Below are 26029 nucleotides of genomic sequence, written 5' to 3'. Positions count from 1 at the left end.
CCGCCACATAATGACAGCAACAGCGCCCCTGCCAGCGGCAATAACCACCACATGACCCAGTTAGGCTGCCAAGGGAAATCAAACACTAAGCGCTGTAATGCCCAAAGCGCCGCTTCTGCCCCGATGGCGGCTGCCAGCCCCGCCACCAGCCCCAATAAAGCAAATTCCCACCATAAGGTGCCTCGCAGTAAGCGTTTACTTGCGCCAAGCGTACGATAGACCACCAACTCCTGACGCCGCTGACGCATTCCAACCTGTACCTGCGCCAGTAGTAGCAAGCTGCCACAAATGATCACCAACACCACCATCACTTCCAGCGCGCGGCTCACCTGCTGTAACACCTGCCCGACCTGTTTAAGCATCGCACCGATATCCAGCAAACTGAGTGTCGGGAACTGGCGGTTCAATTGCGTCAAAACCTCACCATCGCCCTGATAACGGAAGCTGGTCAGCCAGGTTTGTGGCTGTTTATCCAATGCGCCCGGCGGGAAAATAAAGTAGAAATTAGGGCGCAGACTTTCCCAATCGACCTGACGAATACTGCTCACCGTGGCCTCGAACGACTGAGTATCGCCACTGAATGTCAGCTTATCACCGATTTTAATCCCCAATCTGTCGGCAATTCCCTGTTCTATCGACACCTCATCGGCTTTAGGTGGCCACTGACCCGCAGTCAAAATATTGTGCGCTGGTTTTTCCTGTTGCCAGGTCAGATTTAACTCACGGTTAACCGCTTCACCGCCGGGTGCATCTTCCGCAACCCGCTCGGTCGCCAGTTGTTGATTAATTTCAGACAAACGCACCCGCACGATAGGATAGAAGGTCGACGGGGTTATCTGATGTTGTGTCAGGAACGCTGTAACTTGCGGTACCTGCTGCGGAGTGATATTTAGCAAGAAGTAATTGGGGCTATCCGGCGGCAATTGCTGCTGCCAACGATCCAACAGATCCCCACGCAGCACCAGTAACAATGCCAACAGCATGAACGATAATGAAAATGCCGCCAGTTGCGTCAGCGTCATCCACGGCTGGCGGAGCAATCGATTGATAGCCAGCCGCAATGACAAACGGGTTACCGTCAGGCGGCGCAATAGCAATAATCCGCCCCAGCCAATAACACCTAATAGCAGCGCCAATACCACCATGCCACCGAGAATAGCCCATAGCAAGGAGTTGCCCCCCATCAGTAAGGCCAATAGCCCTACCACCACCACGACCATCACCGGAATAAAGTAACGTAGCGGCCAGACGTTTGCTGAGACATCACGGCGCAATACCCGCAATGGCTGAGTCGCCAATAGCTGCCGATAAGGGCGGATACCCACCAGCAACGAAATCAATATCAGCGATCCCATTGACCATATCCATGGCCATGCCCCCGCAGCTGGCAATGCAGCCGGTAATACCGGTGACAATAAGCGGACTAATATCGTCTCGAACAACAGGCCAATCACACTGCCACACAGGCCCGCCAGCACCAATACAGCTAGCCACTGACCGATAATCAGCCGTCGCAGCGCACTGCGGCCAGCGCCCAAGGTTTTCAGTACTGCCACCAAATCATAGCGGCTGCGGCAATAGTGCCCCATTGCCACAGCTACGGCAGCAATCGAGAGTAATAACGTCAATAGCGCCGATAACAGCAAGAATTGTTGCGCCCGTTGCAGGGATTTCCCCAATGCGCCGCCGGATCCTTGCAGGCCATACCAACGCTGACCTGGCTTCAATTGCGGTGCAAGCCAGTCACTAAACTGCGCCACGGCATCCGCTGAGCCTGCAAACATATAGCGGTAAGTCAAACGGCTACCCGGCTGTATCGCACCGGTTTTTTCCACGTCAGCCAGGTTGATCAAGATCCGGGGCGCGGTCTGGAACGGATTGAAACCTGAATCCGGCTCCTGAATCACTTCACCCACTATTTTCAGCGAAGTATCCCCCACATCCAACATATCGCCGACCTTAACCCCCAACAGCGACAACAACCTTGGTGCCACCAGTACCGTCCCCGGTTCGAGCCTGGCCTGGGCCGGTAAAGTGTCTAATTTGCCATACAGCGGATAGGCCAGATCAGTGGCTTTCACATCAGCCAGCTGTGGGCGATCACCGGCAAAGGTCATGGTCATAAACGATAGCTGGCGGCTAACAGTCAGCCCCTGCTGCTTCGCTTCCAGCAACCAGCCTTCAGGCACAGGATGCGCCGCACTCAGCACCCTGTCGCCTGCCAGGAAATCACGGCTTTGCTGACTCAGCCCTTTATCCATGCGTGAACTGATGGACCCCAGCGCCAGTACACAAGCGACCGCCAGCGTTAATGCCAGCCAGACAATTAATAGCGAGGGTGAACGCCACTCACGCCAAAACCAGCGCCAAATCATGTTTCCTCCCACAATTTACCGTCGCGCAAGCGCAGCCGACGCTGACAACGACCCGCCAGTTGTACATCATGAGTGACCAGAATTAGCGTGGTGTCATAGTCTCGATTAAGGGAAAACAACAAATCGGCAATCCTGTCACCAGTATGGCGATCAAGGTTACCGGTTGGCTCATCAGCAAATAATATTTTTGGCCGCCCACTGAACGCCCGGGCCAGTGCCACTCGCTGCTGCTCACCACCAGATAGCTGAGCGGGCAGATGATGAAGCCGTTTGCCCAACCCAAGTTGCTCTAATAACTCCACCGCATGGGCCTTACTTTGGCGCTCACTTTCGCCCCGCAATAATGCCGGAAGCTGGACGTTTTCCAACGTATTGAGCGTGGGTACCAACATAAATGACTGAAACACAAAACCGACGTTTTTTGCTCGCAGTTGCGCGCGCCCTTCTTCATCCATGGTGGTCAACGACTGGCCGAGTAAGCTCACCTCACCACTGCTGCCATCATCCAGCCCGGCCAGAATTCCCAGCAACGTTGATTTGCCTGAACCTGACTCACCAATCAGCGCAATTGTCTGCGCGGGTTTGACAACCAGCTCAACACCGGTAAGGATGGAGAGCTGTTGCTCACCCTGACCGACGTGTTTATTAAGATGATGAACTTCAAGAACGTTTTCCGCTGGCATCTTCCCTTCCTTTTGCTGTTGGGATTATTCAGTTTGCGTGCCGCCGCAACCGATACACTGTTGATTCTTGGCGATAGTTTAAGCGCCGGTTACCGCCTGCCAATCGCCGAAGCATGGCCTTCGCGGCTGGATAAAACATGGCAGGGCACCCCATCATTACCGAAGGTGGTCAACGCCAGTATCAGCGGTGACACTGCCGCGCAAGGTTTGGCTCGCCTGCCTGCCCTGCTCAAACAACACCAGCCGCGCTGGGTATTGATCGAATTGGGCGCAAATGACGGTCTGCGTGGTTTCCCAACGCAGGATATTCAACGAGATTTAACACAAATTATTACTCTGATAAAGGAAGCAAAAGCCCAACCTTTATTGATGCAAATCCGCATTCCGCCTAACTATGGTCGCCGCTATACTGATGCATTCACCGCGATGTATCCACAGCTTGCGCAGCAATTCGGTATTCCATTAATTCCTTTTTTTATGGAACAAGTTGCCGTGAAACCACAGTGGATGCAAGACGATGGTTTGCATCCTAACGCAGAGGCCCAACCGTTTATTGCTGAATGGATGGGCGAACAACTCAAACCATTAGTTGCTCTCCATTAATAAAAAACAATAAAAGTAATATACCCTAAATAATTCGAGTGGCGGGAAGGCGGCAAGCGAGAGCACCCCGATAAGCTTACATGAGTAAGTGATTCGGGTTATTGAACGCAGCCAACACACATGCAGCCTGAAGTATGACGGGTATCACATTTGTTTAGAAAAATAGAATCACTCACCAGGTAAAGTTATGCAAAAAACAGTATTAATTACCGGTTGTTCCAGCGGCATTGGTCTGGTTGCAGCTCAAGACTTGAAAAACCGAGGCTACCGGGTGCTGGCAGCCTGCCGTAAACCTGATGATGTGGCAAAAATGGCACTGTTGGGTCTGGAAGGTATTGAACTGGATTTGGATGACAGCGCCAGTGTCGAACGTGCTGCTACACAGGTTATCGAACTGACTGGCAGCCGCTTGTATGGCCTGTTTAACAATGGCGGTTTTGGCCTGTATGGCCCGCTGCACACTATTTCACGCCAGCAGTTGGAACAGCAATTTTCGACCAATCTGTTTGGTACCCACCAGTTAACACAGTTGCTGTTACCGGCCATGCTACCCCACGGTGAAGGGCGTATCATTCAGACCAGTTCAGTGATGGGATTGGTTTCAACGGCGGGTCGCGGCGCTTATGCTGCCAGTAAATATGCGCTGGAAGCTTGGTCCGATGCGCTGCGTATGGAATTACACAACAGTGGGATTCATGTCAGCCTGATAGAACCCGGCCCGATCAGCACCCATTTCACCCAGAATGTTAATCAGGCAGAGGCCGACAAACCGGTCAATAATCCCGGTATCGCGAAGCGCTTTACGCTACCACCGGAAGCCATATTACCGAAATTACGCCATGCACTGGAAAGCCCCCGTCCGCGATTGCGCTATCCGGTCACTTTGGTGGCCCATGCACTGACAATATTGCGCCGTATATTACCAGGTCGAATGTTAGATAAAGTCCTGCGCGGCAATTCTTGATAATAGTGCTGAGGGTTGAAGCAACATAATTTGCCCCCATTAACTGCTATACGCTAAATAATTCGAGTTGTAAGAAGGCGGCAAGTGAGTGAGTCCCGATGAGTCTGTTTATTTTAAGGTCAACAGGCAGTCAATGATTCGGGTGACAAATCTGCCGGGAGCAGATTTGAACGCTGTTTGCAGCGGCCTCGCAGAGGCGAGGCCCATAGACGGGCCGAGTAACGAGCGCAGCCAACGCACATGCAGCTTGGAGTATGACGGGTATAAAACAGATGAGAGAAATAATTCATGCTAGCACCTACTACGATTGATATTACTGAAGCGAACCTACACCAGGCCTTAGAACAATCCATGGCCGTGCCGGTACTGTTCTACTTTTGGTCCGAACGCAGCCAACACTGCCTGCAACTGACTCCGGTGCTGGATAAACTGGCCGCTGAGTATGCCGGCCAATTCATTCTGGCCCGTGTCGATTGCGATGCTGAGCAAATGGTCGCCTCGCAGTTTGGTTTACGCTCCATTCCGGCGGTTTATTTATTTAAAGATGGTCAGCCGGTTGATGGTTTCCAAGGGCCGCAACCGGAAGACGTTATCCGTGAACTGCTGCAACGGGTATTGCCAAAGCCTGAAGAGTTGAAAGCTGCCGAAGCCACGCAATTGATGAGCGAAGGCAAAGTGCAAGAAGCTCTGCCACTGTTGAAAGATGCCTGGGCGTTGAGTGGGCAAAATAGTGAGATTGGTCTGCAACTGGCTGAAGCGCAAATCCTGCTGAACCGCAGTGAAGATGCCGAAGCGGTGCTGGCAACCATTCCACTACAAGACCGTGATACCCGTTATCAGGGCCTGATTGCTCAGATTGAGTTGCTCAAGCAAGCGGCTGACACGCCAGAAATTCAACAGTTACAACAGCAACTGACTGAGCAGCCAGATAACGTCGAACTGGCGGTTCAATTGGCACTGCAACTGCATCAGGTTGGCCGCAATGAAGAAGCACTCGAGCTGCTGCTCGGCCATCTGAAGCAAGATCTGGCTGCCGCGAATGGCACTGCGCGTAAGACATTAATGGATATTTTAGCCGCATTAGGCACCGGTGATGCGCTGGCTGCCAAATATCGCCGTCAACTTTATTCATTGCTGTACTGACAGCAAGATTTAATCGCCATAACCTTTTTTGGCGATCCCCTTATTTGCTACTGCGCGGGGTCATCCCGCGCTGTTTTATGCTGCCCCAGCCGAGCTTTTTCTCATTTACACGCTTTTACCTGCCTTTAGTTAGGTATTTAACCACCGGTCACGTAATATTAAGAAACAAATACCATTGCTGACAGGAAGTTAAATATGTTTACAGTCATCCCTATTCTTATCGCCGTTGCCCTGATTGTAGTATTTTCCGCAATCAAAATTGTGCCACAAGGTTTTCAGTGGACTGTCGAGCGTTTTGGCCGTTATACCAAAACACTGATGCCAGGTTTGAACATCGTTGTGCCATTTATGGATCGTGTTGGTCGTAAAATCAATATGATGGAACAAGTCTTGGATATCCCATCCCAAGAGATCATTTCCCGCGATAACGCCAACGTGGCGATTGATGCCGTCTGCTTTATTCAGGTTATTGACCCGGTAAAAGCGGCTTATGAAGTCAGCAATTTGGAATCGGCCATTATCAATTTGACCATGACCAACTTCCGTACTGTTTTAGGCTCCATGGAGCTGGATGAAATGTTGTCCCAACGTGACAACATCAACGGCCGCCTGCTGCATATTGTGGATGAAGCCACCAATCCGTGGGGCATTAAAGTTACCCGAATTGAAGTCCGTGACGTGCGCCCACCGGCTGAACTGATTTCTGCGATGAATGCTCAGATGAAAGCGGAACGGACTAAACGTGCTGATATTCTGGAGGCCGAAGGGGTTCGTCAGGCCGCAATTTTGCGTGCTGAAGGTGAGAAGCAATCACAGATACTGAAAGCTGAAGGTGAACGTCAATCCGCCTTCTTGCAGGCAGAAGCCCGTGAACGTGGCGCTGAAGCTGAAGCCCAAGCCACCAGAATGGTTTCTGAGGCGATTGCTGCCGGTGACATTCAAGCCATTAACTACTTTGTGGCACAGAAATATACCGACGCACTGCAACACATCGGCTCTGCCAATAACAGCAAAGTCATCATGATGCCGCTAGAAGCCAGTAGCCTGATGGGCGCTATCGGCGGGATTGCCGAACTGATTGGCGAGAGTAAAAACAGCCGAGGTAAATAACCATGCTGGAGGCAATTGCAGCAAACCCAAGCTGGTTTTGGCTATCGCTCGGCGGGCTGCTACTGGCCGCTGAGATGCTGGGTGCCAGTGGTTATATGCTGTGGAGCGGTATTGCTGCCGTGGTTGTGGGCGCGTTGGTCTGGCTATTTCCCTTTAGCTGGGAGATGCAAGGCGTACTGTTTGCCGTCCTGACCGTGGTCGCTGCATTCCTGTGGTGGTATTGGCTAAGTAAACGCACCAAACCACAACCTGACATGCTGAACCAACGTACCCATCAATTGTTGGGTACGCGGGCGACATTGACCGAACCGACCATTGATGGTTTTGGTCGCATGAGAGTGGGTGACAGTAGTTGGCGTATTTATTGCGCTACCGAACTGGGTGTTGGTACTGAAGTTGAAGTGATATTCGTGGAAGGCAATACCTTGCATGTCAGGGCTGTTCACCACTAATATAGTGATCTAAAGGCGTATTTATCTAAATGCGCCTTTAAAATACATCCGCGCAATAATAGGTTAACGCAACAACCCATCATCCAGCTTTCTGTTTTTCACTCGCATGGCAGCATCCAGCCAGATTATTAATGATCGGGCAATCAGCACCGTCATCCCCCGGGCACTCCTCAGCCAGCGTTAATAAGCGCAAGCGCATCTGATTAAGATCATTAATATGCTGCTCAATTTCAGCTACCTTTAACAACGTAGCCGCTTTTACATCGGCGCTGTGACGCGCCGGGTTATGAAATAATGCCAGTAACTCGCGACATTCATCCAGTGTAAAGCCAACCTGCCGCGCCTGACGCAATAGGGTTAACTCTTCGATATGTTTGGCACTATAACTGCGATAGCCGTTATCAGTGCGGATAGGAGGCGTCACCAGTTTTTTTTCTTCGTAAAAACGTATGGCTTTGCTGGTTAAGCCAGTTTTTTTCGCGACATCACTAATGTTCATATTCCCCCTTGACCTTCCCCTTGCTGGAAAGTTGCTTTACACCCGCAAGCGCCTAAGCACCTGCGGGGAACCAGCAAATTATGACCCCTTTATACCTTATGCATCCCCATTAAGCCGTCCTTTTGTGGACGCAATGTGGACACTGTGGACGCAATGTGGACACTGTGGACAGGGGATTGTAACTGACGGCATCAGCCAGGTAGTCCGGCGAGAAGTGCGCATACGTCATAGTCTGAGATACGTCAGAGTGCCCGAGAATTCTTTGCAAAGTAATAATATTCCCTCCCTTCATCATGAAATGAGTCGCAAAGGTATGACGCAAAGCATGTACCGCTTGACCATCCGGCAAATTTGGCTTTGCTTCTTTCATCATCTTTCGAAAACGGCTATAGCTAACCCGGAATAATCGCCCTGACTCCCTAGTTTTGACAATATCCGCAATTTCCTGCGAAATAGGAACTACGCGCTTATCACCATTTTTGGTGTGTGAGAACATCACGTTATTGTGAACGATGTTTTCAGCCTTTAGCCCGTAAGCCTCTCCCCATCGCGCACCTGTTGCAAGACAGAGAACGGCAATGGGGTAATAATCACCAACTAACTGAGATAATAAAGTCTCTATCTCGTTGGTGGTCAGATAGGACATTTCCGATCGCACCTCTTTAAGCGGTGAGAGTGTTGCAACAGGATTCTCACCGTGGTACTCGTCAATTTTCGCCATAGCCTTGAAGGCTCCACTCAGGGCGAAAAGGTCGTGATTAATGGTTGAAGCCTTAATCCCTATATCCAGACGGTAGGCCCTGTATTCGACAAGACACCGGGAATCAATCTGGTAAAGCATGGGATCTTCCATGTCACGGCATATTCCGTTCATAGTACTTAGTCGTGATTTAGCGTATCGCAGGTTACGGCCTAACAATATCCACCACAATTCAACAAACTCACTCATACGGCGCTTATCTGCTGGTCGACTCAAGTAATCATTATTTTGATATTTAGCTACAATACCGCGCTCATAGGCATGAGCATCAGCCTTACGGTCAAACTTTTTACGGATACGCTTTCCATTGCGGCCCCGCGGTCTTACATCCACTTCATAGCGACCATCTTCGAGTTTCTTAATAGACATAAGATAACCCTCCGATGTACTGCACAGACTCTTCCCATAGGTATTCAGCCCACAGGTAATAAATATCTAACCAGTTATCATCCCTTAGCGGGGTGAGTTTGTTTCGTCGGGCGTATATAGCGCGAGCGCCGGTGCAATCTGCCCCTTCGCTGGGTCTACGCGATCATACATAAACCAGTCCTGATATTTGTGAAAACGAGGGTGACCAAATAGCTTTATAGCCGACTCTAATGTCATTTTTGATTTATCAGCCTCATAACCATGATAAGTGGTGTAAACAATTCCAACCAAATCAGTTAGTTGCCTTTTAGTTAACTGCTCTGAGTTACGAATCAGCCTTAATTTACTTCCCTGCGTTATTGACATTGTTTCTAGTTCTCGTAATAATTACCCACAGTAGTAACAGAGCAGACAATATCAACTCTGTACCAAGCAAACCCCGACGGGGTTCAATTAAGGACTTTAGCACAAATGCGAAACATCAGTGAAATAGACATGCAATATGTAAGGCAATTTCCTGTAGATATGGGTCGAGCGGTGCGCGTGTGCCGCATGACCGAGAAGCAAACTCACAAGTTACGCGACATGTCGAATGATGAACTGGCAAGCCAGATTTTTGTTAACGCAGAGGAATTCGCCTACCTCACCGGCCGCACTCTCAAATCAGTGCAACACCTCATGGATAGAGCACAAATCCCCGTACACCGAGAAGGTATGCCGGGTTCAAAGCGTCCAAGACGTTTTATCATGATGCAGGAATATTTAGACGCCCTTCGCCATTGCCGCGCAATCATCACCGCAGATGAGCGCTATCACATTGACCGGCTTATGCGTGATAAACCGACCTATCGTAGAACCTCTGATAAGAATCGTCGTAATAGTGGTAAAAACGGACTAATAGCATGAGAAAAAAATACAAATCACTTGATTTAGTTACAAGAGAGTTAATCGGTAATAAATATAAAGGCATTAACCAGCGTGACCGGCAGTACGGGGATTTTATTATTGAACGTTGCTTTCGGTCAGCGATAAGACCCATAACCCGTTATCGTGTCTGGTATGGCGATTTATCTTTGGGTTTATTTGACAGTGTTTATCAAGCAGAAAGGTATATTGAAAATCTTTACAGATAATAAATCAATTAAAGCAACACAATAAATTACCCGTAATCAATTAAAATATTCCATTTAATAGAAGGCATTCAGTTATATAAATAAAGGAAATAGCAATAAATTAGCATGATTATTTTACTGCCGCAGTTACCCGATAGCCTTTATGAAAATGGGTTGTCAAATCTTTAGCATTGTCATTATAACGGGTCAGAACTGGATAAATTCAGTTCATCATTATCAATGATAGCTCGCCAGAGCTTACCCAGTAAAGATATGCGGCGATGAATGAAGACTCGCTAACGCTGAGTGAGTGAGTTTGAAAAGACAAAAATACCGGTAAAGCTGCACTGGGTATTGCTTACTTAAATATCAGAATGGAGGTCATGCAATGAATAATACAAGCAGAGTTTTAACCCAGAAAAATATTATTTCACCTACGACCATTATCGTTAATGAATTAAATTATGATAACGCAGTGTTACCTGTTGAATATAAATTTCTGTTTCTGGCCGTTCTACGCGCCGATATACAGGCCAAGCCACACCGGGAAGAAATAAGAGCACCCAGCTACAGCGCCGCAAAAATGATAATTGCCCGGCATCATATTGCCGCTTATGCCGGGCGAGTACCGGTTAAGGCGAGACATTATGCTAGCTAATCCCCGGTATGGCGAACGCTACCAGCATATTCACTGCTGGACGGTGTACATATTGTGCGTGAAATATGCCGATAACGCGCTGGCGGCAGTAAATCCCGAATTCAGCAGGGAGGTTTTCTTTATTTATGAGAGTTCCGGCATACAGTCAGAAATGCCATTAATCTGGTTTGCCGAGGTCTATCATCAGATTAATGGTACACCTGAATATTATTTCAATAAAGATATGGTTCAGTGGCATTTAAATCCAAAGCCATCACGCCGTTATCGTGACTGGTATTCAAAAGACGGCTCATTATCCAATGACGATGATAAAAAAGATGAGCATTATTCATCATATTTGTAACCAACATAATAGCGTAATAATAAGAGGTTTGTCATGAAGCACAATAATAACACCACAGCATTAGATTGGAAAAATGGCGTTGGGTTTCGTCATTTTTATGATAATCCGCCGTGTAATTTAATGGTAAATGGCTTGGCTATGAGAAAAAGTAATATTGATACAGCGCAAGAAAATAATGATGACACCTCCAAGCGCATCGATATTAGCATTGATTGTTATCGCAAGTTAAACCGAGCGGCGAATGTGTCTTTATTCTTGAGTGGAGACTTAATAAAGCGAGAAATTAACGGACTGCATCAGTTATATGTGCCGGATATATTAAGTTATATCGGTGAAGATGTTCAGGCTGCATTGAGTGAATTAAAAGAAAATGGCGTATTTGACGTTTTTATTCAGCAAGAACAGTTATCAAAACCATAATGGCGACCGCATTAATTAACAAAAATAAAAGCGCCGAGATAGCGGCGCTTTGGAGCCAACAATGAATAATACCTTTCAGCCTGAAATTATACGCCGTTTAATTCATGACTTCCAGTTTAAAGAACAGGCGGGGTATTTGCGTCAGGGTATTTGTCCTCAATGCAAAAAAAAGGAACTATTTACCAGTCTGGATAAACCCTGGGTACTCCGTTGTGGGCGAGAGAATAAGTGTGGTGCTGAAATTATTGTTAAATCGCTGTATTCGGATCTGTTCGATAACTGGTCTGAGCACTACCCACAAACTGAACGCGATCCCCAAGCGGCGGCTGACGCTTATCTGAGTAAAGCCCGTGGACTGGATCTTTCACTGGTTGCCGGGTGCTATACCCAAGAGAGTTACCATCAAAAAGGCCAGGGCAGTGCGACAGTGCGATTTGCCTTGCCGAACGGGGCGCACTGGGAGCGCCTGATAGACCGGCCCGAACGCTTTGACCGCAAAGCCCACTTTTCCGGCCGCTATGCCGGTTACTGGTGGAGTCATGCTAGGCAAGACCTAACCGGGCAAAAAGAAATCTGGTTGGTTGAGGGTATTTTTGATGCTCTCAGCCTGAACCAGAACGGCATAGCCGCTGTATCGCTCATGACCTGCAATAACTACCCTGAAAAAGCGCTCCAGGCACTGGCGGGGCTGTATGACAACAGTCCACGCCCTGCTCTGGTATGGGCGCTGGACAACGGTAACGCTGGCGAACGGGCCATACGCAAACATGTCGAGCGCAGCCGTTCCGAGGGGTGGATAGCAAAAGCAGCTTTGCCTTCGGTTGGCAAGGCAACTGCGGACTGGAATGATTTACACCTGGCGGGAAAGCTGACCGCAAAGGATATGGAGGCCTACCGTTATTACGGTGCGCTGCTTATCGCTAAAAGTGCCATTGATAAGGCGTTGCTGATGTTTAAACGCACAGAACGCCATGAATTCCACTTTAAGCATGATGCCCGGTTGTACTGGTTCAAGCTGGATATTGAGCGGCATATGAAGGCCGTAGAGCGTATTCAGTGCGCCGAACCGCATTTAGATGAACGGGCGGCGAAGGCGAAAGCCTTACAGGAGTCCGGCGCAGTGACCGAAATAGCCAACTGCTACCCTACGCCGTTGTACTTCCAGAAATCCATTGCAACGGATGAGGCCTGGTATTACCTGCGGATTGACTTTCCAGGCAGTACGCCCCCCGTTAAGGCCACGTTTACCGCCGCGCAACTGTCCAGTTCATCGGAGTTTAAAAAACGGTTGCTGCATGTGGCAAAAGGGGCGGTTTATACCGGCAGCACCAATCAACTGGATAAGCTGGCAAAGCAGGAATTGCCACAAATAAAAGAAGTGAATACACAGAATTTTATCGGCTACAACCGGGAGTTTGAGTCATATATTTTCAATGACGTTGCCGTGCATAACGGGACGCTCTACCCAATCAATGATGAAGATTATTTTGAAATGCGCAACCTCAATCTGAAAAGTCTGAGCGCATCACCGCACCTGATACTTAACCCCAATTTTACCGCCTTTGACCCGTCCTGGTGTGCTGATTTATGGCAAGCCTTTGGGGTCAAGGGGTATATCGCACTGACCTTCTGGCTGGGGTCGCTGTTTGCCGAGCAAATTCGTACTGTACAGAAGAGTTTTCCCTTTCTTGAGCTGGTCGGAGAGCCCGGCTCCGGTAAAAGTACCCTGCTCGAATTTCTTTGGCGGCTCAGTGGTCGTCCGGATTACGAAGGATTTGATCCATCGAAATCTACCCCAGTTGCCCGGGCGCGTAATTTTGCGCAGGTCGGCAACCTGCCGGTGTGTCTGATTGAGGGCGATCGCAGCCAGGACAATGCCCGGCAGCGTGCTTTTGATTGGGATGAGTTGAAATCATTGTATAACGGGCGATCCCCCCGTGCAGTAGGTATAAAAACGAACAATAACGAAACCTACGAGCCACCTTTTAAGGGCGCAATAATCATCGCACAAAATGCCAATACGGACGGCTCTAAAGCGTTTCTGGAGCGCATCATTCACCTGTACACCGACAGGCACGATCAGACGCCACAAACCAAGGTGGCAGCGGAAGCGCTGGAGCGCTATCCGATAGAAACCATCTCGGGGTTTATTCTGCTGGCTACGTTGAAAGAGCGGGAGATATTGGAACGATTTTTTGCGCGTTATCAGACGATTAATAATGAAATTGAGATACACCCGGAAATCAATCATATCCGTATTGCTAAAAATCACGCTCAACTGATTGCTTTACTCGAAACTTTACCGCTGATTTTGCCGGTTGATAGCAAGCATATTGCAGAAACACGGGAAGCGATCGTTCAACTTGCGATAGAGCGTGCACTTGCCATACGGAAAGATCACCCGCTGGTACAAGATTTTTGGGAGACGTTTGATTATCTGGATACGCGCGAGGCTTGCGGCGTGAACCATACGCGGGAGAACGATCAGATTGCCGTCAACTTTAATCATTTCCTTCAAGTTTCAAATGAGAATCGCCAACCGGCAATCAATATCTCAGAGATGAAAAAATTATTAAAACTCGGGCAGACCCGGAAGTTTCTCGGTATCAAAAGTGTGCGTAGTCGTGTGAGTTCAGCCTACAACAGCACCCGCCCGGTTGAGAGTCTGTACAAAATGCCAGAGGTGATGGAGTGCTGGATTTTCAGCAAATAGGCATGCCGTGTCGCGCACGAACAGCGACATATTTTCACGTTATAAAAAGGAAACCATGATGAGCGACAAAATAATACCTCGACAGCCATTACAGGACGGTTGCAGCGTCAACACTGCCAATACTTTCGGCACCTGGTTCGCAGAAGCCAATCTTGACGAGTTAAAGCAGGCAGCATTAGCCGCAGTGCCGGGGCCGTGGACGTCACAGAGCGGATATCCGCGAATGATTGTCAGTGAAACAGAGAAATGGACACATTACGACGATTGTGGGAACCCTGAATTCACTGGCCCAGCATGGGTATGCAATGTTGGCGACTCACAAAATAACGCTGATTTCATTTCTCTTGCCAATCCCGCTGTAGTTCTTGAACTGATAGCCCAACTGGAAGCGGCAAACGAGAAGCTTCTAGTGCCTGTTGCGTTACCGAACATCGGCATTACCGCCGCGCCCGAGTTTATGCCTGATGCAAAAGTAATTCCGATAGTAGTTGCTCATGCAGCAATCAAAGCAGCCGGTTTCACTACTTCAGAGGACAAAAGCTAATGGAACTTAACAGTGAGTTAGACAGAGCGCTAAAACGTGTTGCTGAACTAAAAGACGAAAACGAGTATTTCCGCAAACGAATTAAAGAAATCGACCTGATTTTCGGGAAGAACCTTTTAGTAATGCAAACTGCCTGCATTGAAGCTGAACATGGTGAAGGTGATAAGGCTGCAATGTCGTGGATTTTTAATACACTTCTCGGCCCCGGTGAATTTGCACCAGATGAAGAAACTGACGCTCAGGCTTATTTTAATCGCAAAGCTGAGGTTATCGAGAAAGAGCTAAGCGAGGTTTATGACTGGTTTCATGAGTATCGCAAGCGGGTAGAGGGGGCATGATGACAACTCATGACGCATATCAGGAATATTTAAAAATAACCGACGCCGTTGTTAATGATGCTTTTGCTGGGACTAATTTCGGCAGAACTGATTTCAGAACGATTCTCGCTGAAGTAGTTATTAAACGGGCCGCTGGTTATCACTGCGGACACACAGCAACAACAATCGCAAAAGAATTGAAGCTAATAACTGACAAAACAGAAAAGCCTACGGCATTAGGATTTCAGTTAGTTGTGGATACTTATTATCGGAATAAGGCAACCAGCCAACAAAAAGCGGGATACAGATAACCCTTTGTTCGGCGATATTTATTTAAACAAATTAGGATGGCTGGAATATATTCTTAGGTGTTGATTCTCAGGATTATAAGTGCTCGTAAAACATATCACTATTAAATTAATCGAGGGTAATATCATGTCAGACGCTATTAATAACGATGATTATATGAAAGATCGCAAAGGCCGACTGGTGCCGAAAGGCCTTATATCAGATTACGATATTCTAATGGATGAATTTGTTAATAATCAAATTACTGAGGCGCACCGTGTTCAGGCGATTATCAGAGCGTTTAAAAGGCAATCATTTAATGAGTGTTACGCCTGGATGGATTTGGTGGCTGAAAAATTTGACCGCAAGCCGGGAGGCGTGAAAGGAAATGTTACATTCAGCAGCTTTGACGGCACCCGACAAATTAAAATATCGGTACAAGAGTCCCTGGCATTTGGCCCGGAACTCCAGGTAGCAAAAAATATTATCGACGAATGCCTGACTGAGTGGTCGGTTGGCGCAAATAAAAATATCAAGGCCATTATCGCAGATGCTTTTGAGGTGGATAAGGAAGGGAATCTCAGTACAACCCGCATCCTGTCTTTGCGGCGCATTAAAATTGATGATGTGCGCTGGCGCACGGCGATGGAAGCCATTTCGGAATCACTGCAAATAGCAACATCAAAAACTTATTTAAATTTTAAGGAGAAAGATACTCAGGGAAGATTAATCAATATCCCTCTGGATTTAGCGGCGCTTTAATCGGGTAATTTTATTTAATTAATTAATCAAAAAAGTTAATGACAGCCTTCGGGTTGGGGGATTTCGCACCCCGAAGGCCAGTAATTAACCAAAAGGAAATAACAATATGTCTGAATTATTAAATATCCTCATCGAAAACGGCATTCGATACACTGTTGGCAAGAGTGGCGCTATTACCGTCCCCGTCGATTTGAGGGTGACGTCTACCGATATCACCAGCCTGCCCGATAACCTCAGTGTTGGTGGCTCTCTTGACCTGAGCGACTCCATCCTCACAATATTGCCGGATGGACTCCATGTCGGCGGCTCCCTCTATCTGAACGGCTCCGCGATTTCTTCTCTGCCTACCAGCCTTCGCGTTAATCACTCTCTTTATCTGAACGGGACAATGATTAGCACCCTCCCTGAGAATCTGATTGTGGGTCATTCACTCGATTTGGGCGGTACCCGTATTACTGATCTGTCTGATAACCTCTGCGTTGGTGGCTCTCTTAACCTGAGTACGACGCGTATCACTGCTCTGCCTCGCGGACTCCGTGTTGGTGGTGATCTCAATCTCTACGGCACTGACATCACTGTTCTGCCTGATGATCTCAGTGTTGAGGGTTCCGTTGAGCTAGGTATGAGTGGCATCACTTTCTTGCCTGACAACCTCAGCATAGGGAAAGATCTCAGCCTGGTAGGGACGAGGATGACTGCTTTACCCGATCATCTCAGTGTTGGCGGCTCCCTTTATCTGGGGGACAGTGGCATTGCTGCCTTACCTGATAACCTTCACGTTGGTTGTCACCTCGACCTGAACGGTACCCCCATCGCCATATTACCTGATAACCTTAGCGTGGAGGGGTGGTTCGATTTGCGCTGCACCAACATCACCGCGCTACCCGATAACCTGAGTGTTGGCGGGTCTCTTTTCCTTGATGGCGCAGCTATTACCGCGCTGCCTGACAGTCTGCGTGTGGGTCATGGCCTCCACCTGAGCGGCGCCACTATCAACGTTTTGCCTGATAATCTTAGCCTGGGTGGGTGGCTCTGTTTGGGTGGTAGTGATATCACTGCTCTGCCTGACAACCTTCACGTTAAGAGCGGAATGGATTTGAGTTGCACCCGGATAACCGCGCTGCCTGATGGCATTAGGGTGGATGGCCCTGTTGATCTGCGCGATACGCGCATAACTGCTCTGCCTGAGAATTTCCACGTTAACGGCTGGCTAGACCTTAGTGACAGTGATATTGAGACGCTCCCTAATGATTTCATTGTTAACGGATCCCTCGACCTGAGCGGCAGCCGTATCAACAGTCTGCCCGATAACCTCTATGTTGATGGTTGGCTGGATGTGCGTGGTACGGGGATTACTGAGCTGCCGGACAGCCTCCGGGTTGGAGGTGGGTTGTATCTGGATGTTACGCGCATTGGCAATATTGCTTATCGTGAAAATGGCGACCATCCAGGTGGGGTAATATTCGCGGCCTGGACAGAGGGTTGTTTTAAAATTGCGGCCGGGAAGTTTTTTGGCACTTTGGATGATTTTGATAAGACTACAAACCAAAAATACGCCCGTGATACGGCGGAAAGTCACCAAGAAATGGCGCGGAATTGCCTCAATGAATTGGCAGCAAAATTAAATCAAGTCGTCAATTAATCAATATTTAATTATTGCCGTAAATAGAAAGTGAATGAGTTCACCGTCACTTTTTATTATCGGACTAATGTATTTGAATCACATTACTTATTCAACTAAAAAATAGGTGAGATATGAACAATAAAAAAACGTATCGGATTGACTGGGACTGGAAAGCGGAAATTGATGTTGAGATTGATCATGATGTTATGACTGATGAAAATTTACATGGGATAAACAATTTTTTCTACGGTGCGGAAGAGAGGCTTCGTGATAGCGGCTTAGTTCTTCATGCAGTATTAAAAATGCTGGCTGAAACATGCCTCAGATTGCAAGTTGAATATAGTTACAATACTCACGGCATGATTTCATTATTTGACTGGGACGACGCAACCCTTAATGGGGGCATTGAGGGCTGGCCGTGCATGAATGGTTCTGAGGGGATCAGGCTTGTTGGTGTCGATTCCGTTTCATTCGACTACAGCGACATGTCCGTAAAAAACCTTACTACAGACTGAGTAAGAGTATCGTGGGGTAGCCTGGCTTGCCACCCCTTACCAGGTATGTTGGATAATAAAGGCGCAGCGTCTGTCTATACGGTGGCAAAGCGGTGATAGTCGACTGCTAACATAAATAGCCTGGCAGAGTATGCTGGGCTATTGCTGAATAGGGGTTATCGACACGTTTCAACGGATAAAAGTATACCTCCATTTATTTTTATGTTGTGTTTTAATTAAGCATTATTTTATTGGTAGATTCCTTTGCAAGGCCATTTACACAATTGTTACCGGCGGCAATATTACCCTACCTACACACGCAATACTGTTAGGTGCATGTTTAATTCACACGTCAGATTATAATACAACAATAAACTGGCTTAATATTTATCACTTCCCTGAGCATGTTATATAAGACCTGATTTTTCTGCCAATTAAAACCCCATACCACACCACATTAATACGCTCACAAAAATGGTGAGTAATAATAAAATAACACATAAAAATAACCACAATAGGAAATAAAAATGCTAAAATGATATTAATATACCAGAGTCATGAGTGGTAGATTAATGAGTTATTATAATGGCAACGTTAAAAGTAAAATGCCCCACCTGTAATGCGATCATGTACAGACGTCAAGTAATACAGCAAAGCAACAATGCCACGAATATGTATTATACGTGTAGCAATGTCGAATGTGGCGAAACCGGGCTGTATAACCTCAGCTTGTCACATGCAGTCAAAAAAATTAAAAAACGTTAATTGCAATAATACCTTGATTATTTTATCAGATTGACGAGGTGATAATGGGAAAGCCAGCCGTAATATGCCCGTTGTGTGGGGCCGCGATGCACAATAGAAAAACAGTCTGGCAAAGTGTAGAGTTTGCCAATCTGTACTATGCGTGCACGAATAATCAATGTGATGAGCGCCATGTTTATATTTTCTCTCGATTAAAGACAATCACACCGAGCGGATTAGGGGGGGACCATCTTGTTAAGGCGATTATTGAAAGATTAAGGCCAACAGAAAGAAAAGGGGTATTATCTTTATTGCAGAATCTGCCAGAGTAAAGCCGAGGTGAGTCAAGGGCGCCCTGGTCGATGCCAGCGCCCCCTCGCTAATCCAGTCCTTGATACTACATTAATCAGTAACCAAGAATTTCATAATCTACGTACCACGAGGTAAGCCTGATTTGATTTCTGGCGCGAGCGGAAAATGTCCGTACATAATATTTTCGTCCCTTAACTCCTCGGTTTGGATCGAAGATTTCAATGCCGCATCTGAAATCAATGATGAGTTGATGGAATTTACCTAATATATTGATGGAGGGTGCGGTCACCAGGTATAGACTGCCGGGCGAGAGCCTTTCATCTCTGCCACATAATCGGTGCCTTATATTTAAATCATCAAGAATGTTCCCGACAGTAAAATCATCATTCTCCATATATTGCCTATGGTATTTCTTATACATATCACTTCGCCTTCTACCTGCCAACATTGCTATGCAGGTACAAACACAATCCAGATCCGTCTGCTTTTGATGCTTTATAACCTTCATCTGCTTCTCTTGGATTAAATAACAAGTCATACCTGCAAGATAAAGGGTGATTAAGAGAATGTAACCCTTTAATTCTGCGCCAACATTTACCCGTTACACCGCTAGGCGAAATCCCTTCCCCCATATTTTCACAAATCCAGGAATATACGGTTGCAGGGCGATGACTCGTTACTTTTCCCTTGGTCGGATCCATAGTTATCAATATCACTGCACCCGTGAATGTTCATACCTGACATGGCCGGTAATTCCTACACTTGTTGTAATCGGTTCGATGGCCAATACAGACATAGCCGGGTGTAGCCCGACATTATTCATGATGCTCGGCGCTGGCGGTTCCCGTGGCGCTAGATGTCCGGTCTGGTGGTGCTGGCAAAGGGGCCTGAGTCATGCGGCCGCTACCTGATGTATGGGTGACGATGACCTCGGTGTGATCCTGTTGAACAGTGAAGAACGGGGTTATCTGGTGCGGTAATGGTCGCTGTTCGCCAGGGGTGCCAGTGGTGGGCTGGCATTGGCGATGCAGTCAGTAGCGGAGCCTGGTCATGCTCGATGTCACCCCCTCAACTGATGGCTGTGCTGCAAACCTCGCGCTACCTATGATGCGCTGTGCTGGCGGTTCCCGTGGTGTTTGATGTTCGGCTTTGTAGTGCTGGCGAGGTGGTCGGTAATGGAATCCGGGCCATAGTCGATATTGCCCCTTTAACGGATGGCTGCGCTGCAAGCCCGGCGCTATCCATAAAGTTTGGTGCTGACTAAGGGGTCTAAGTCATGCGGTCGCTACCTGATGCCCGAGTGATGATTACCCCGGCGTGACTCTGTTGAACAATGAAGATCGGGGTTATCTGGCACGGTAATGGGCGCCGTTCACCAGTGCCAGTGGTGGGCTGGCACTGGCGAGGTGGTCAGTGCCGGAGCCTGAGTCATGCTCGATGCTGCACCCTCAACTGATGGCTGCGCTGCTAGCCCGCGCTACCCATCAGGCCTGGTGCTGATGGGTCCAGTGGTGCCGCTGGCGAAGTGGGCAGTGCCGGAACCTGAGTCATGCTCGATGCCCCTCTCAATTGATGACTGTGCTGCAAGCCCGGCGCTACCCTTGTGTTGGGTGCTGACGGTTCCAGCAGTGCCGCTGGCGATGCGGTCAGTACCGGAACCCGAGTCATGCTCGATGTCACCCCCTCAACTGATGACTGTACTGCAAACCCGATGTTACCCATGATGCCTGGCGCTGGCGGTTACAGCGGTGCTGAATATTCGGTTTGGCGGGGCTGGCAATGGTGGGCTGGCACTGGCGAGACGGTCAGCAACGGAGCATGGTCATGGTTGATGCTGCCCCCTCAACTGATGGCTGTACTGCAAGCCTGGTGCTACCCACGATGCCCGGTGCCGTTGGCAATGAAGCCAGTAATAGAATCCCGGCCACGTCGATGTCGCCCCTTCAACCGATGGTTGCGCTGCAAGCTCCGAGTTACCCATGACGCCGGTGCACCTTGTTGAACAATAAAGGTCGGGCTGTTTGGCACGGTAATGATCGCTGTTTGTCGGGGCTATTGGCGGCTGATACTGACGATGTGGTCAGTAACAGAACCAGGTCATGGCCGATGTTACCCCCTCAGCCAATAGCTGTGCGGCAAGCCCGGCGCTACCTAAAAAAGGTAGATTCAACAACTTCCTTTGTTGATATTTCTTTTGTGCTAACGTTAATTTCGTCCAAGATGAATAAAAGTATCGCGGGGTCTTTTTCATTAAGCTTCATATATACCTTGATGAAAAGTAGCATGAAGCTTATGCCATGCTACTTTAATAATTCATGTGATATATTCACATACCACGCTTTTTTTAGTGATAAATCTATATTGTGATTAATTACATTCCTTGAGGGTAATTGTATCTCCCATATCTCTTTTTTATAAAAACCATTTTCATTCCAGAAACCGATCCCCTCTGGTGAAGTCTCTAAAACAAAAAAGCAGGCTTGCTTTCTACTATATGTACTGCTGGTTTTTTCAAACTTATCTGTACACATAAGCAGCACGTAAGGAATATATGCGTGAGGCATACCCTTTAGTGACCAGATATCTAACTTATTGGCGGTTTCAATCAGTTTATGCAGTTCTTTCCACTGTAATTTCAACTCAGTGAACTCGGAGCGTATTTTTTCATACACATCAACAATATTGTTCCTTAACCACTCTTTTGCCTCTAGGGCTAAAGTAGGATCTCTTGGTAAAGTGGTTAGGACTTCATAAGGTTTATTATTATCTTTTACCGTTGGGCACGGTGAGTTTTTATAATGAGCGAAATGCGTTTGCTTTTGGGATGCCTCCGCCCTTACATGAACAGGCTCATGACATACCTTACACCTCCCATCAGTATTGGGATGATAAATAACAACCCATTCATCAATCTGGATCAGTTTTTTACTTTGGTCGTCAGGGTGATAGGCATATATATTCATTACGGTCTCCTTTTAGAGGAATAATGAACGTATATCACTTTTTTTTCTACTTATTTACTGGATAGCTGCTGTCCCGTGGGTAGCTGCGCTGCAAGCCCGATGTTACCCATAATGCCTGGCGCTGGCGGCTCCCCCAGTGCTGGTAAAGGGGCCTGAGTCATGCGACCGCTTGCTGATGTCCGGGTGACAATAACTCTGGGCGTGACCCTATTGAGCAATGAAGATCGGGCTGTCTGGCGCGGCAATGGTCGTTGTTCGCCGGGGCATTGATGGGTCGGCATTGGCGAGGTGGCCAGCAACGGAGATTGGTCATACGGCTGCTACCTGATGTCCGAGTGACAATTACCCCAGCGTGAACTGGATGTCGACTCCAGCGGCATATCCAGCATAGACAACAACTGGCTATGCTGGATGGGGGTATTGATTTGCTCTATCTGACAGCTCATTAAGCGTATTTTTATTTTGTTGCGCGAGTTAAAGTTTTTTCTGTATATTTTTGGTTGACTTTAGTGTACCCCAGTCTTCAAAAAACTTTTCCGTTGCTTTTATTGTGACCTTGGCCTGCATCTGAGTAATAGATATATCATCAATCTTATAGTCGGCCTGATTGCGCAAATTTCTTTGTTGTTTTAACCGATAACTGAGTGATTTTAATTTACTGCTTTCGTATGGCTCATTTTTATTTTCTGCAGATGAGCTCATATATTTAATCAGGCAGGCATGATGGTCACGAGATGCCCCAGGAAGACAGGTAAGGGCGCGTAACGATTCATGATACATAGCATAGTATGCCCGTGAGATCGCATTACGAAAGTCGACTTCCTCGGCAGAATCACAACTGATGACTGCTGAATACAGAAAATCACTACTATTAATCGACATGGGTATACCCCTGATAGGCAAGACGCCCCGCCGTGTAAAAAGCCACCAATTCACAGTTGTCTAATAACGGATCACGGCATATCACTTCGGAAAGCTCTACGTTCATGCCAACAACCTTATCTGCATCATCGGTTTTAACTTCAATAATGTAAGATGCATCTCCAGCCGCTGTGCTAGAAATATCAACGTAGCTGAAAGAGAGATTGTGGCCCTCTATAATTTTAAAGGCGTGCATTGCCAATGCTTCTAGCTGCGAGGAAGTGCAATGGGTCAGACTATAAATAGCATTAAGTTTATCGAGATTTTTTTCTGTGTTTATCATGGCAGACTCTTTTTTTTCATCATCCTGTATCTGACTGATATAACGCTGCATTAATGTTTTGTATTTACCAATCCTACCTAATGCATACGAGTGATATGCGGCAATCCACAAAAGCCAGGCGGTTGGGCATTTCTCAGCGAAATCAAATAATACATCCCACAATCGTGTATGCATATTTACTGCAAACAACATAAAACAGTAATTATTTGCTAATACACTGTCTGTTATAGGGCTGAAAGAGGCAAACCACTCATCAGCACGTTGAAACTCTCCATGAGCGGCATAGGCAAACCCAATAGCGGAGATCCCATTAGTCGATTGGTCAAGGCTTAGCTCTTTCAGTACTCGACGATATAATAATTCATCTATTGGTTTTCCGGTTCGCATATGATCTGCAAGCTGATTCACATAGTCATTTGCCTTGGTTTTTGGAGTGGGCATTCAAATCCTTTTGATTATTTAGATGGTGGGCTTAACTTTTATTGTGCGGCAGCTTATAAAAAAATCAACAAATTATCTTCATTGAAGTGGATGCAGGCCAGTAGCTTATCGCGCCTACGGTGCGCATCGGTACGGATGCTATCAACGTGCTGACATTGCTAACCGACACGCTGGATGTGCTACAGATCCTGGCACAATAGACCGAGAGCCATACCCACAACAACACCGGTGACCCACTGTATGCCGGCGACTTCACCGCTACAACCAACCACGAGCAAGCCCTTACTACCAAGTACGGCCCCTTCATTGCCTAACCACCATGAAGCACAGACATAACCGTCTGCGCTTCATGGTCTAACTCAGTCTGTAATTGCCCATTCAATCCGTTTGTCTTACATTGCTCTTAGATTTGGCAAAAAATAGGAGCAATAACATGAAAATGAAGAAGCCTGACTATTTAAACGAACTGTTTGACGCTATTGCGCCGTGCGCAAGGGTGCTATATGGGGAAGTGGATGCACATTCAGTTATAGAGTGCGGAAAGCTGATGTCCGTAGTTGATGACAAGGGCCGCTATCTTCATTGGGCTGATATTACAAAGAAGACGGGTAACCCGGATAAGGCCAAAGCACTATGGTCATTAGTTTCACTTGCTAGGAAAGTGGCATTAAAACCCGTTCCGCGCCTTGGACACTCACTGGGGGCTATAACGCTCTTTACGTCCCTGCCCTCCATGCAAAAAGTTTGTTCACTCATCGACCGCACCTGTACGGAAGCTGGTTTAAAGGACCTCATTAGCTGCATTGATATTCCTGGTTACTATCTGCACGATTTTGTCAATGAGGAAAGCATCGCTTCAAGCCAGCTTGAGGGGGCATCAACAACCCGCGCGGCTGCAAGGAAAATGCTGACGGAGAAAAGAGCGGGGAGGAATGAAAGCGAGAAAATGATCTTGGGCAATCGTCGCCTGATGTCACTCGCGTGGAGTGAGCGCAGCAGTAACCTGACAGCGTCGCTACTGATGCAGTTTCACGATGAGGCGACCCGTGACATTGACGACGACAAATATCGGCCGGGCCAAGTCAGGACGACGGATGATGTCTGGGTTGAAGGGCGCGATGGTGAAAGGGTTTACACGCCACCACTGGCGGAAGAGTTGACTGATTTTCTAGAAAAGCTAATTGAATGGGTGAATTACCCCCACGAAGAAAGCTCGTTACCGACCCACTACCTGCACCCTGTTATCAAGGCATGTATTATTCATTTTGGGTTAGCGTTTCTACATCCCTTCCATGATGGTAATGGGCGCGTCGCGCGTGCATTATTTTACTGGTATATGTTCAAGCATGGCTATGATGCATTTCTTTACATTTCAGTATCACAACACCTTAAGGAGGCCCCTGTTCAATACGCTGAGGCTTACCTTAAGACCGAAACCGACCGTCAAGATGTGACCTATTTCGTCGATTATCAATGCAGGATACTAGACAGAGCGGTTCACGAACTCATCGAGCACGTCCGTTCAGTTGCATCCAAGATGAGAGATTTCGACACATGGATGATTGCAAATGGTATGCGCAAAAAAATACCAAACATTCAGCAGCAAATCATTAACCTGATTATTATGGCGCCTGGTGAAAACCTTACCATTAAGGGGTTTGCAGAACGCGCTGATATTTCGCCCGCCACTGCTCGTGTGCATCTGGAGAAACTGGCGGATGCAGGTATTTTGCTCAGGCAGGGTGGCGGGGGAAGCAGACCCGTCTACTACACACCAAAATCATCACTGGACAAGGTTAGGGACGCCCTTGCAAAACTGTATGGACAGTAATCCGCTTTTCGACACTGAGCTTACTCAAAAATACAGCCCACTTATCGCTTAATCCGCATCGAGCACAGACGGAGACGTCTGTGCTTCAGTGACTTACTCCCGCCAAATCAGTAATAAAATTACGTAATATCCCCGTAAGAATTACAGGAATATCTCATATTTCCCGCACCGCAAGGCCGGCACACATCGCACATAACGCGCTGAGAGCCACACCACGTTACCGGTATCGATGGCGGGCAGTGAGGGCGGTATGTTCCAGTTCCCGCCAGAGGGGACGCTGGTAGAAATTGGTTTTGCGGAT

At 47.6% G+C, this 26029-nt stretch carries 31 protein-coding genes; 22 read left to right on the top strand and 9 right to left on the bottom strand.

The genetic code is table 11. The annotated features are described in order from the left end of the window. Together ybbP and ybbA are read right to left on the bottom strand one after the other, a co-directional pair. On the bottom strand, positions 1-2375 hold a 2375-nt coding region (ybbP, locus tag AEP37_RS19750), incomplete at its 3' end, for a putative ABC transporter permease subunit YbbP (protein WP_049614958.1). Continuing rightward, positions 2372-3058, bottom strand: coding sequence for a putative ABC transporter ATP-binding protein YbbA (ybbA, locus tag AEP37_RS19745; RefSeq protein ID WP_049614957.1), 687 nt, complete (start codon positions 3056-3058; stop codon positions 2372-2374). The genes ybbA and ybbP, both read right to left, overlap by 4 nt. Between ybbA and tesA the strand changes: the two genes are divergently transcribed. From tesA to AEP37_RS19720, 5 genes are all read left to right on the top strand, one after another. After that, complete coding sequence (gene tesA, locus AEP37_RS19740) at positions 3029-3661, top strand: multifunctional acyl-CoA thioesterase I/protease I/lysophospholipase L1 (protein WP_049614956.1); 633 nt, start codon at positions 3029-3031, stop codon at positions 3659-3661. The genes ybbA and tesA overlap by 30 nt on opposite strands. A gap of 187 nt (positions 3662-3848) precedes the next feature. Beyond that, positions 3849-4625, top strand: coding sequence for an SDR family oxidoreductase (locus tag AEP37_RS19735; RefSeq protein WP_049614955.1), 777 nt, complete (start codon positions 3849-3851; stop codon positions 4623-4625). A gap of 288 nt (positions 4626-4913) precedes the next feature. Next, a complete protein-coding gene (locus AEP37_RS19730; protein ID WP_049614954.1) occupies positions 4914-5768 on the top strand; it encodes a co-chaperone YbbN in 855 nt (284 codons plus the stop codon). A 195-nt stretch (positions 5769-5963) separates the two neighbouring features. Continuing rightward, on the top strand, positions 5964-6878 hold the full coding sequence (locus AEP37_RS19725; RefSeq protein WP_049614953.1) for an SPFH domain-containing protein: 915 nt from the start codon (positions 5964-5966) through the stop codon (positions 6876-6878). Positions 6879-6880: 2 nt separating this feature from the next. Further along, the gene (locus AEP37_RS19720) at positions 6881-7330 is read left to right on the top strand and encodes an NfeD family protein (protein ID WP_049614952.1); all 450 of its coding nucleotides are present in this window, start codon (positions 6881-6883) and stop codon (positions 7328-7330) included. A gap of 79 nt (positions 7331-7409) precedes the next feature. On the opposite strand, the gene cueR is transcribed toward AEP37_RS19720, so the two are convergent. The 3 genes from cueR to AEP37_RS27355 form a co-directional block, all read right to left on the bottom strand. Then, positions 7410-7829, bottom strand: a complete 420-nt coding sequence (gene cueR / locus AEP37_RS19715) for a Cu(I)-responsive transcriptional regulator (protein ID WP_049614951.1) — start codon at positions 7827-7829, stop codon at positions 7410-7412. A gap of 109 nt (positions 7830-7938) precedes the next feature. Next, positions 7939-8958, bottom strand: a complete 1020-nt coding sequence (locus tag AEP37_RS19710) for a phage integrase (RefSeq protein ID WP_049614950.1) — start codon at positions 8956-8958, stop codon at positions 7939-7941. 84 nt (positions 8959-9042) lie between these two features. After that, on the bottom strand, positions 9043-9324 hold the full coding sequence (locus tag AEP37_RS27355; protein ID WP_049614949.1) for a helix-turn-helix transcriptional regulator: 282 nt from the start codon (positions 9322-9324) through the stop codon (positions 9043-9045). Positions 9325-9429: 105 nt separating this feature from the next. Between AEP37_RS27355 and AEP37_RS19700 the strand changes: the two genes are divergently transcribed. The 14 genes from AEP37_RS19700 (at position 9430) to AEP37_RS27965 (ending at position 19309) form a co-directional block, all read left to right on the top strand. Next, entirely contained in the window at positions 9430-9864 is a 435-nt protein-coding gene (locus AEP37_RS19700; RefSeq protein ID WP_235801353.1) for a hypothetical protein, read from the top strand. Next, a complete protein-coding gene (locus tag AEP37_RS19695; protein WP_049614948.1) occupies positions 9861-10091 on the top strand; it encodes a hypothetical protein in 231 nt (76 codons plus the stop codon). Before AEP37_RS19700 ends, AEP37_RS19695 begins: the two co-directional genes overlap by 4 nt. Positions 10092-10458: 367 nt before the next feature. Continuing rightward, on the top strand, positions 10459-10728 hold the full coding sequence (locus AEP37_RS19690; protein ID WP_156168691.1) for a host cell division inhibitor Icd-like protein: 270 nt from the start codon (positions 10459-10461) through the stop codon (positions 10726-10728). Positions 10729-10786: 58 nt separating this feature from the next. Next, on the top strand, positions 10787-11071 hold the full coding sequence (locus AEP37_RS19685) for a hypothetical protein (protein ID WP_156168689.1): 285 nt from the start codon (positions 10787-10789) through the stop codon (positions 11069-11071). Positions 11072-11104: 33 nt separating this feature from the next. Beyond that, on the top strand, positions 11105-11491 hold the full coding sequence (locus AEP37_RS19680) for a derepression protein (protein ID WP_235801352.1): 387 nt from the start codon (positions 11105-11107) through the stop codon (positions 11489-11491). A gap of 61 nt (positions 11492-11552) precedes the next feature. Beyond that, complete coding sequence (locus AEP37_RS19675) at positions 11553-14204, top strand: toprim domain-containing protein (RefSeq protein ID WP_049614946.1); 2652 nt, start codon at positions 11553-11555, stop codon at positions 14202-14204. Between the two features lie 58 nt (positions 14205-14262). Continuing rightward, on the top strand, positions 14263-14748 hold the full coding sequence (locus AEP37_RS19670; protein WP_049614945.1) for an ead/Ea22-like family protein: 486 nt from the start codon (positions 14263-14265) through the stop codon (positions 14746-14748). Next, the gene (locus AEP37_RS19665) at positions 14748-15086 is read left to right on the top strand and encodes a hypothetical protein (RefSeq protein ID WP_050691854.1); all 339 of its coding nucleotides are present in this window, start codon (positions 14748-14750) and stop codon (positions 15084-15086) included. The genes AEP37_RS19670 and AEP37_RS19665 overlap by 1 nt, the downstream gene beginning before the upstream one ends. Then, positions 15083-15376, top strand: a complete 294-nt coding sequence (locus AEP37_RS19660; RefSeq protein ID WP_202905474.1) for a hypothetical protein — start codon at positions 15083-15085, stop codon at positions 15374-15376. The genes AEP37_RS19665 and AEP37_RS19660 overlap by 4 nt, the downstream gene beginning before the upstream one ends. 124 nt (positions 15377-15500) lie before the next feature. After that, complete coding sequence (locus AEP37_RS19655) at positions 15501-16115, top strand: DUF3164 family protein (RefSeq protein WP_049614959.1); 615 nt, start codon at positions 15501-15503, stop codon at positions 16113-16115. A 106-nt stretch (positions 16116-16221) separates the two neighbouring features. Further along, positions 16222-17757, top strand: coding sequence for a leucine-rich repeat domain-containing protein (locus tag AEP37_RS19645; protein WP_156168687.1), 1536 nt, complete (start codon positions 16222-16224; stop codon positions 17755-17757). A 113-nt stretch (positions 17758-17870) separates the two neighbouring features. Then, positions 17871-18254, top strand: coding sequence for a DUF2528 family protein (locus AEP37_RS19640; RefSeq protein WP_049614942.1), 384 nt, complete (start codon positions 17871-17873; stop codon positions 18252-18254). 564 nt (positions 18255-18818) lie between these two features. Next, positions 18819-18998: an ogr/Delta-like zinc finger family protein gene (locus AEP37_RS27970; RefSeq protein WP_072086362.1), complete on the top strand. Its 180-nt coding sequence runs from the start codon at positions 18819-18821 to the stop codon at positions 18996-18998. 44 nt (positions 18999-19042) lie between these two features. Beyond that, a complete protein-coding gene (locus AEP37_RS27965; protein ID WP_072086361.1) occupies positions 19043-19309 on the top strand; it encodes an ogr/Delta-like zinc finger family protein in 267 nt (88 codons plus the stop codon). A gap of 74 nt (positions 19310-19383) precedes the next feature. Here the strand turns inward: AEP37_RS27965 and AEP37_RS19635 are convergent, their stop codons facing one another. Beyond that, positions 19384-19797, bottom strand: a complete 414-nt coding sequence (locus AEP37_RS19635; protein ID WP_049614941.1) for a hypothetical protein — start codon at positions 19795-19797, stop codon at positions 19384-19386. Between the two features lie 471 nt (positions 19798-20268). On the opposite strand from AEP37_RS19635, the gene AEP37_RS27615 reads away from it, so the two are divergent. Then, positions 20269-20397 carry a hypothetical protein gene (locus tag AEP37_RS27615; protein WP_280512717.1) on the top strand — a complete coding sequence of 43 codons (129 nt, stop codon included), beginning with the start codon at positions 20269-20271 and terminating at the stop codon, positions 20395-20397. A gap of 495 nt (positions 20398-20892) precedes the next feature. Then, on the top strand, positions 20893-21291 hold the full coding sequence (locus AEP37_RS26240; RefSeq protein WP_156168685.1) for a hypothetical protein: 399 nt from the start codon (positions 20893-20895) through the stop codon (positions 21289-21291). A 298-nt stretch (positions 21292-21589) separates the two neighbouring features. Here the strand turns inward: AEP37_RS26240 and AEP37_RS19620 are convergent, their stop codons facing one another. From AEP37_RS19620 to AEP37_RS19610, 3 genes are all read right to left on the bottom strand, one after another. Continuing rightward, positions 21590-22252, bottom strand: a complete 663-nt coding sequence (locus AEP37_RS19620; RefSeq protein ID WP_049614938.1) for a competence protein CoiA family protein — start codon at positions 22250-22252, stop codon at positions 21590-21592. 474 nt (positions 22253-22726) lie between these two features. Continuing rightward, positions 22727-23134, bottom strand: coding sequence for a HEPN domain-containing protein (locus AEP37_RS19615; protein ID WP_049614937.1), 408 nt, complete (start codon positions 23132-23134; stop codon positions 22727-22729). Continuing rightward, a complete protein-coding gene (locus AEP37_RS19610) occupies positions 23124-23897 on the bottom strand; it encodes a hypothetical protein (RefSeq protein ID WP_049614936.1) in 774 nt (257 codons plus the stop codon). The genes AEP37_RS19615 and AEP37_RS19610 overlap by 11 nt, the downstream gene beginning before the upstream one ends. A 433-nt stretch (positions 23898-24330) precedes the next feature. Here AEP37_RS19610 and AEP37_RS19605 point away from each other — a divergent pair, with 433 nt between their 5' ends. Further along, positions 24331-25728, top strand: a complete 1398-nt coding sequence (locus AEP37_RS19605; protein ID WP_049614935.1) for a Fic family protein — start codon at positions 24331-24333, stop codon at positions 25726-25728. The last annotated feature ends 301 nt before the right edge of the window (positions 25729-26029 follow it).

The sequence above is a fragment of the Yersinia pekkanenii genome, assembly GCF_001152565.1.
In the GTDB taxonomy this organism is placed as follows: Bacteria; Pseudomonadota; Gammaproteobacteria; order Enterobacterales; family Enterobacteriaceae; genus Yersinia; species Yersinia pekkanenii.
Note: the sequence above shows the minus strand (reverse complement) of the source record. Positions and strands in the feature narration are given on the sequence as shown.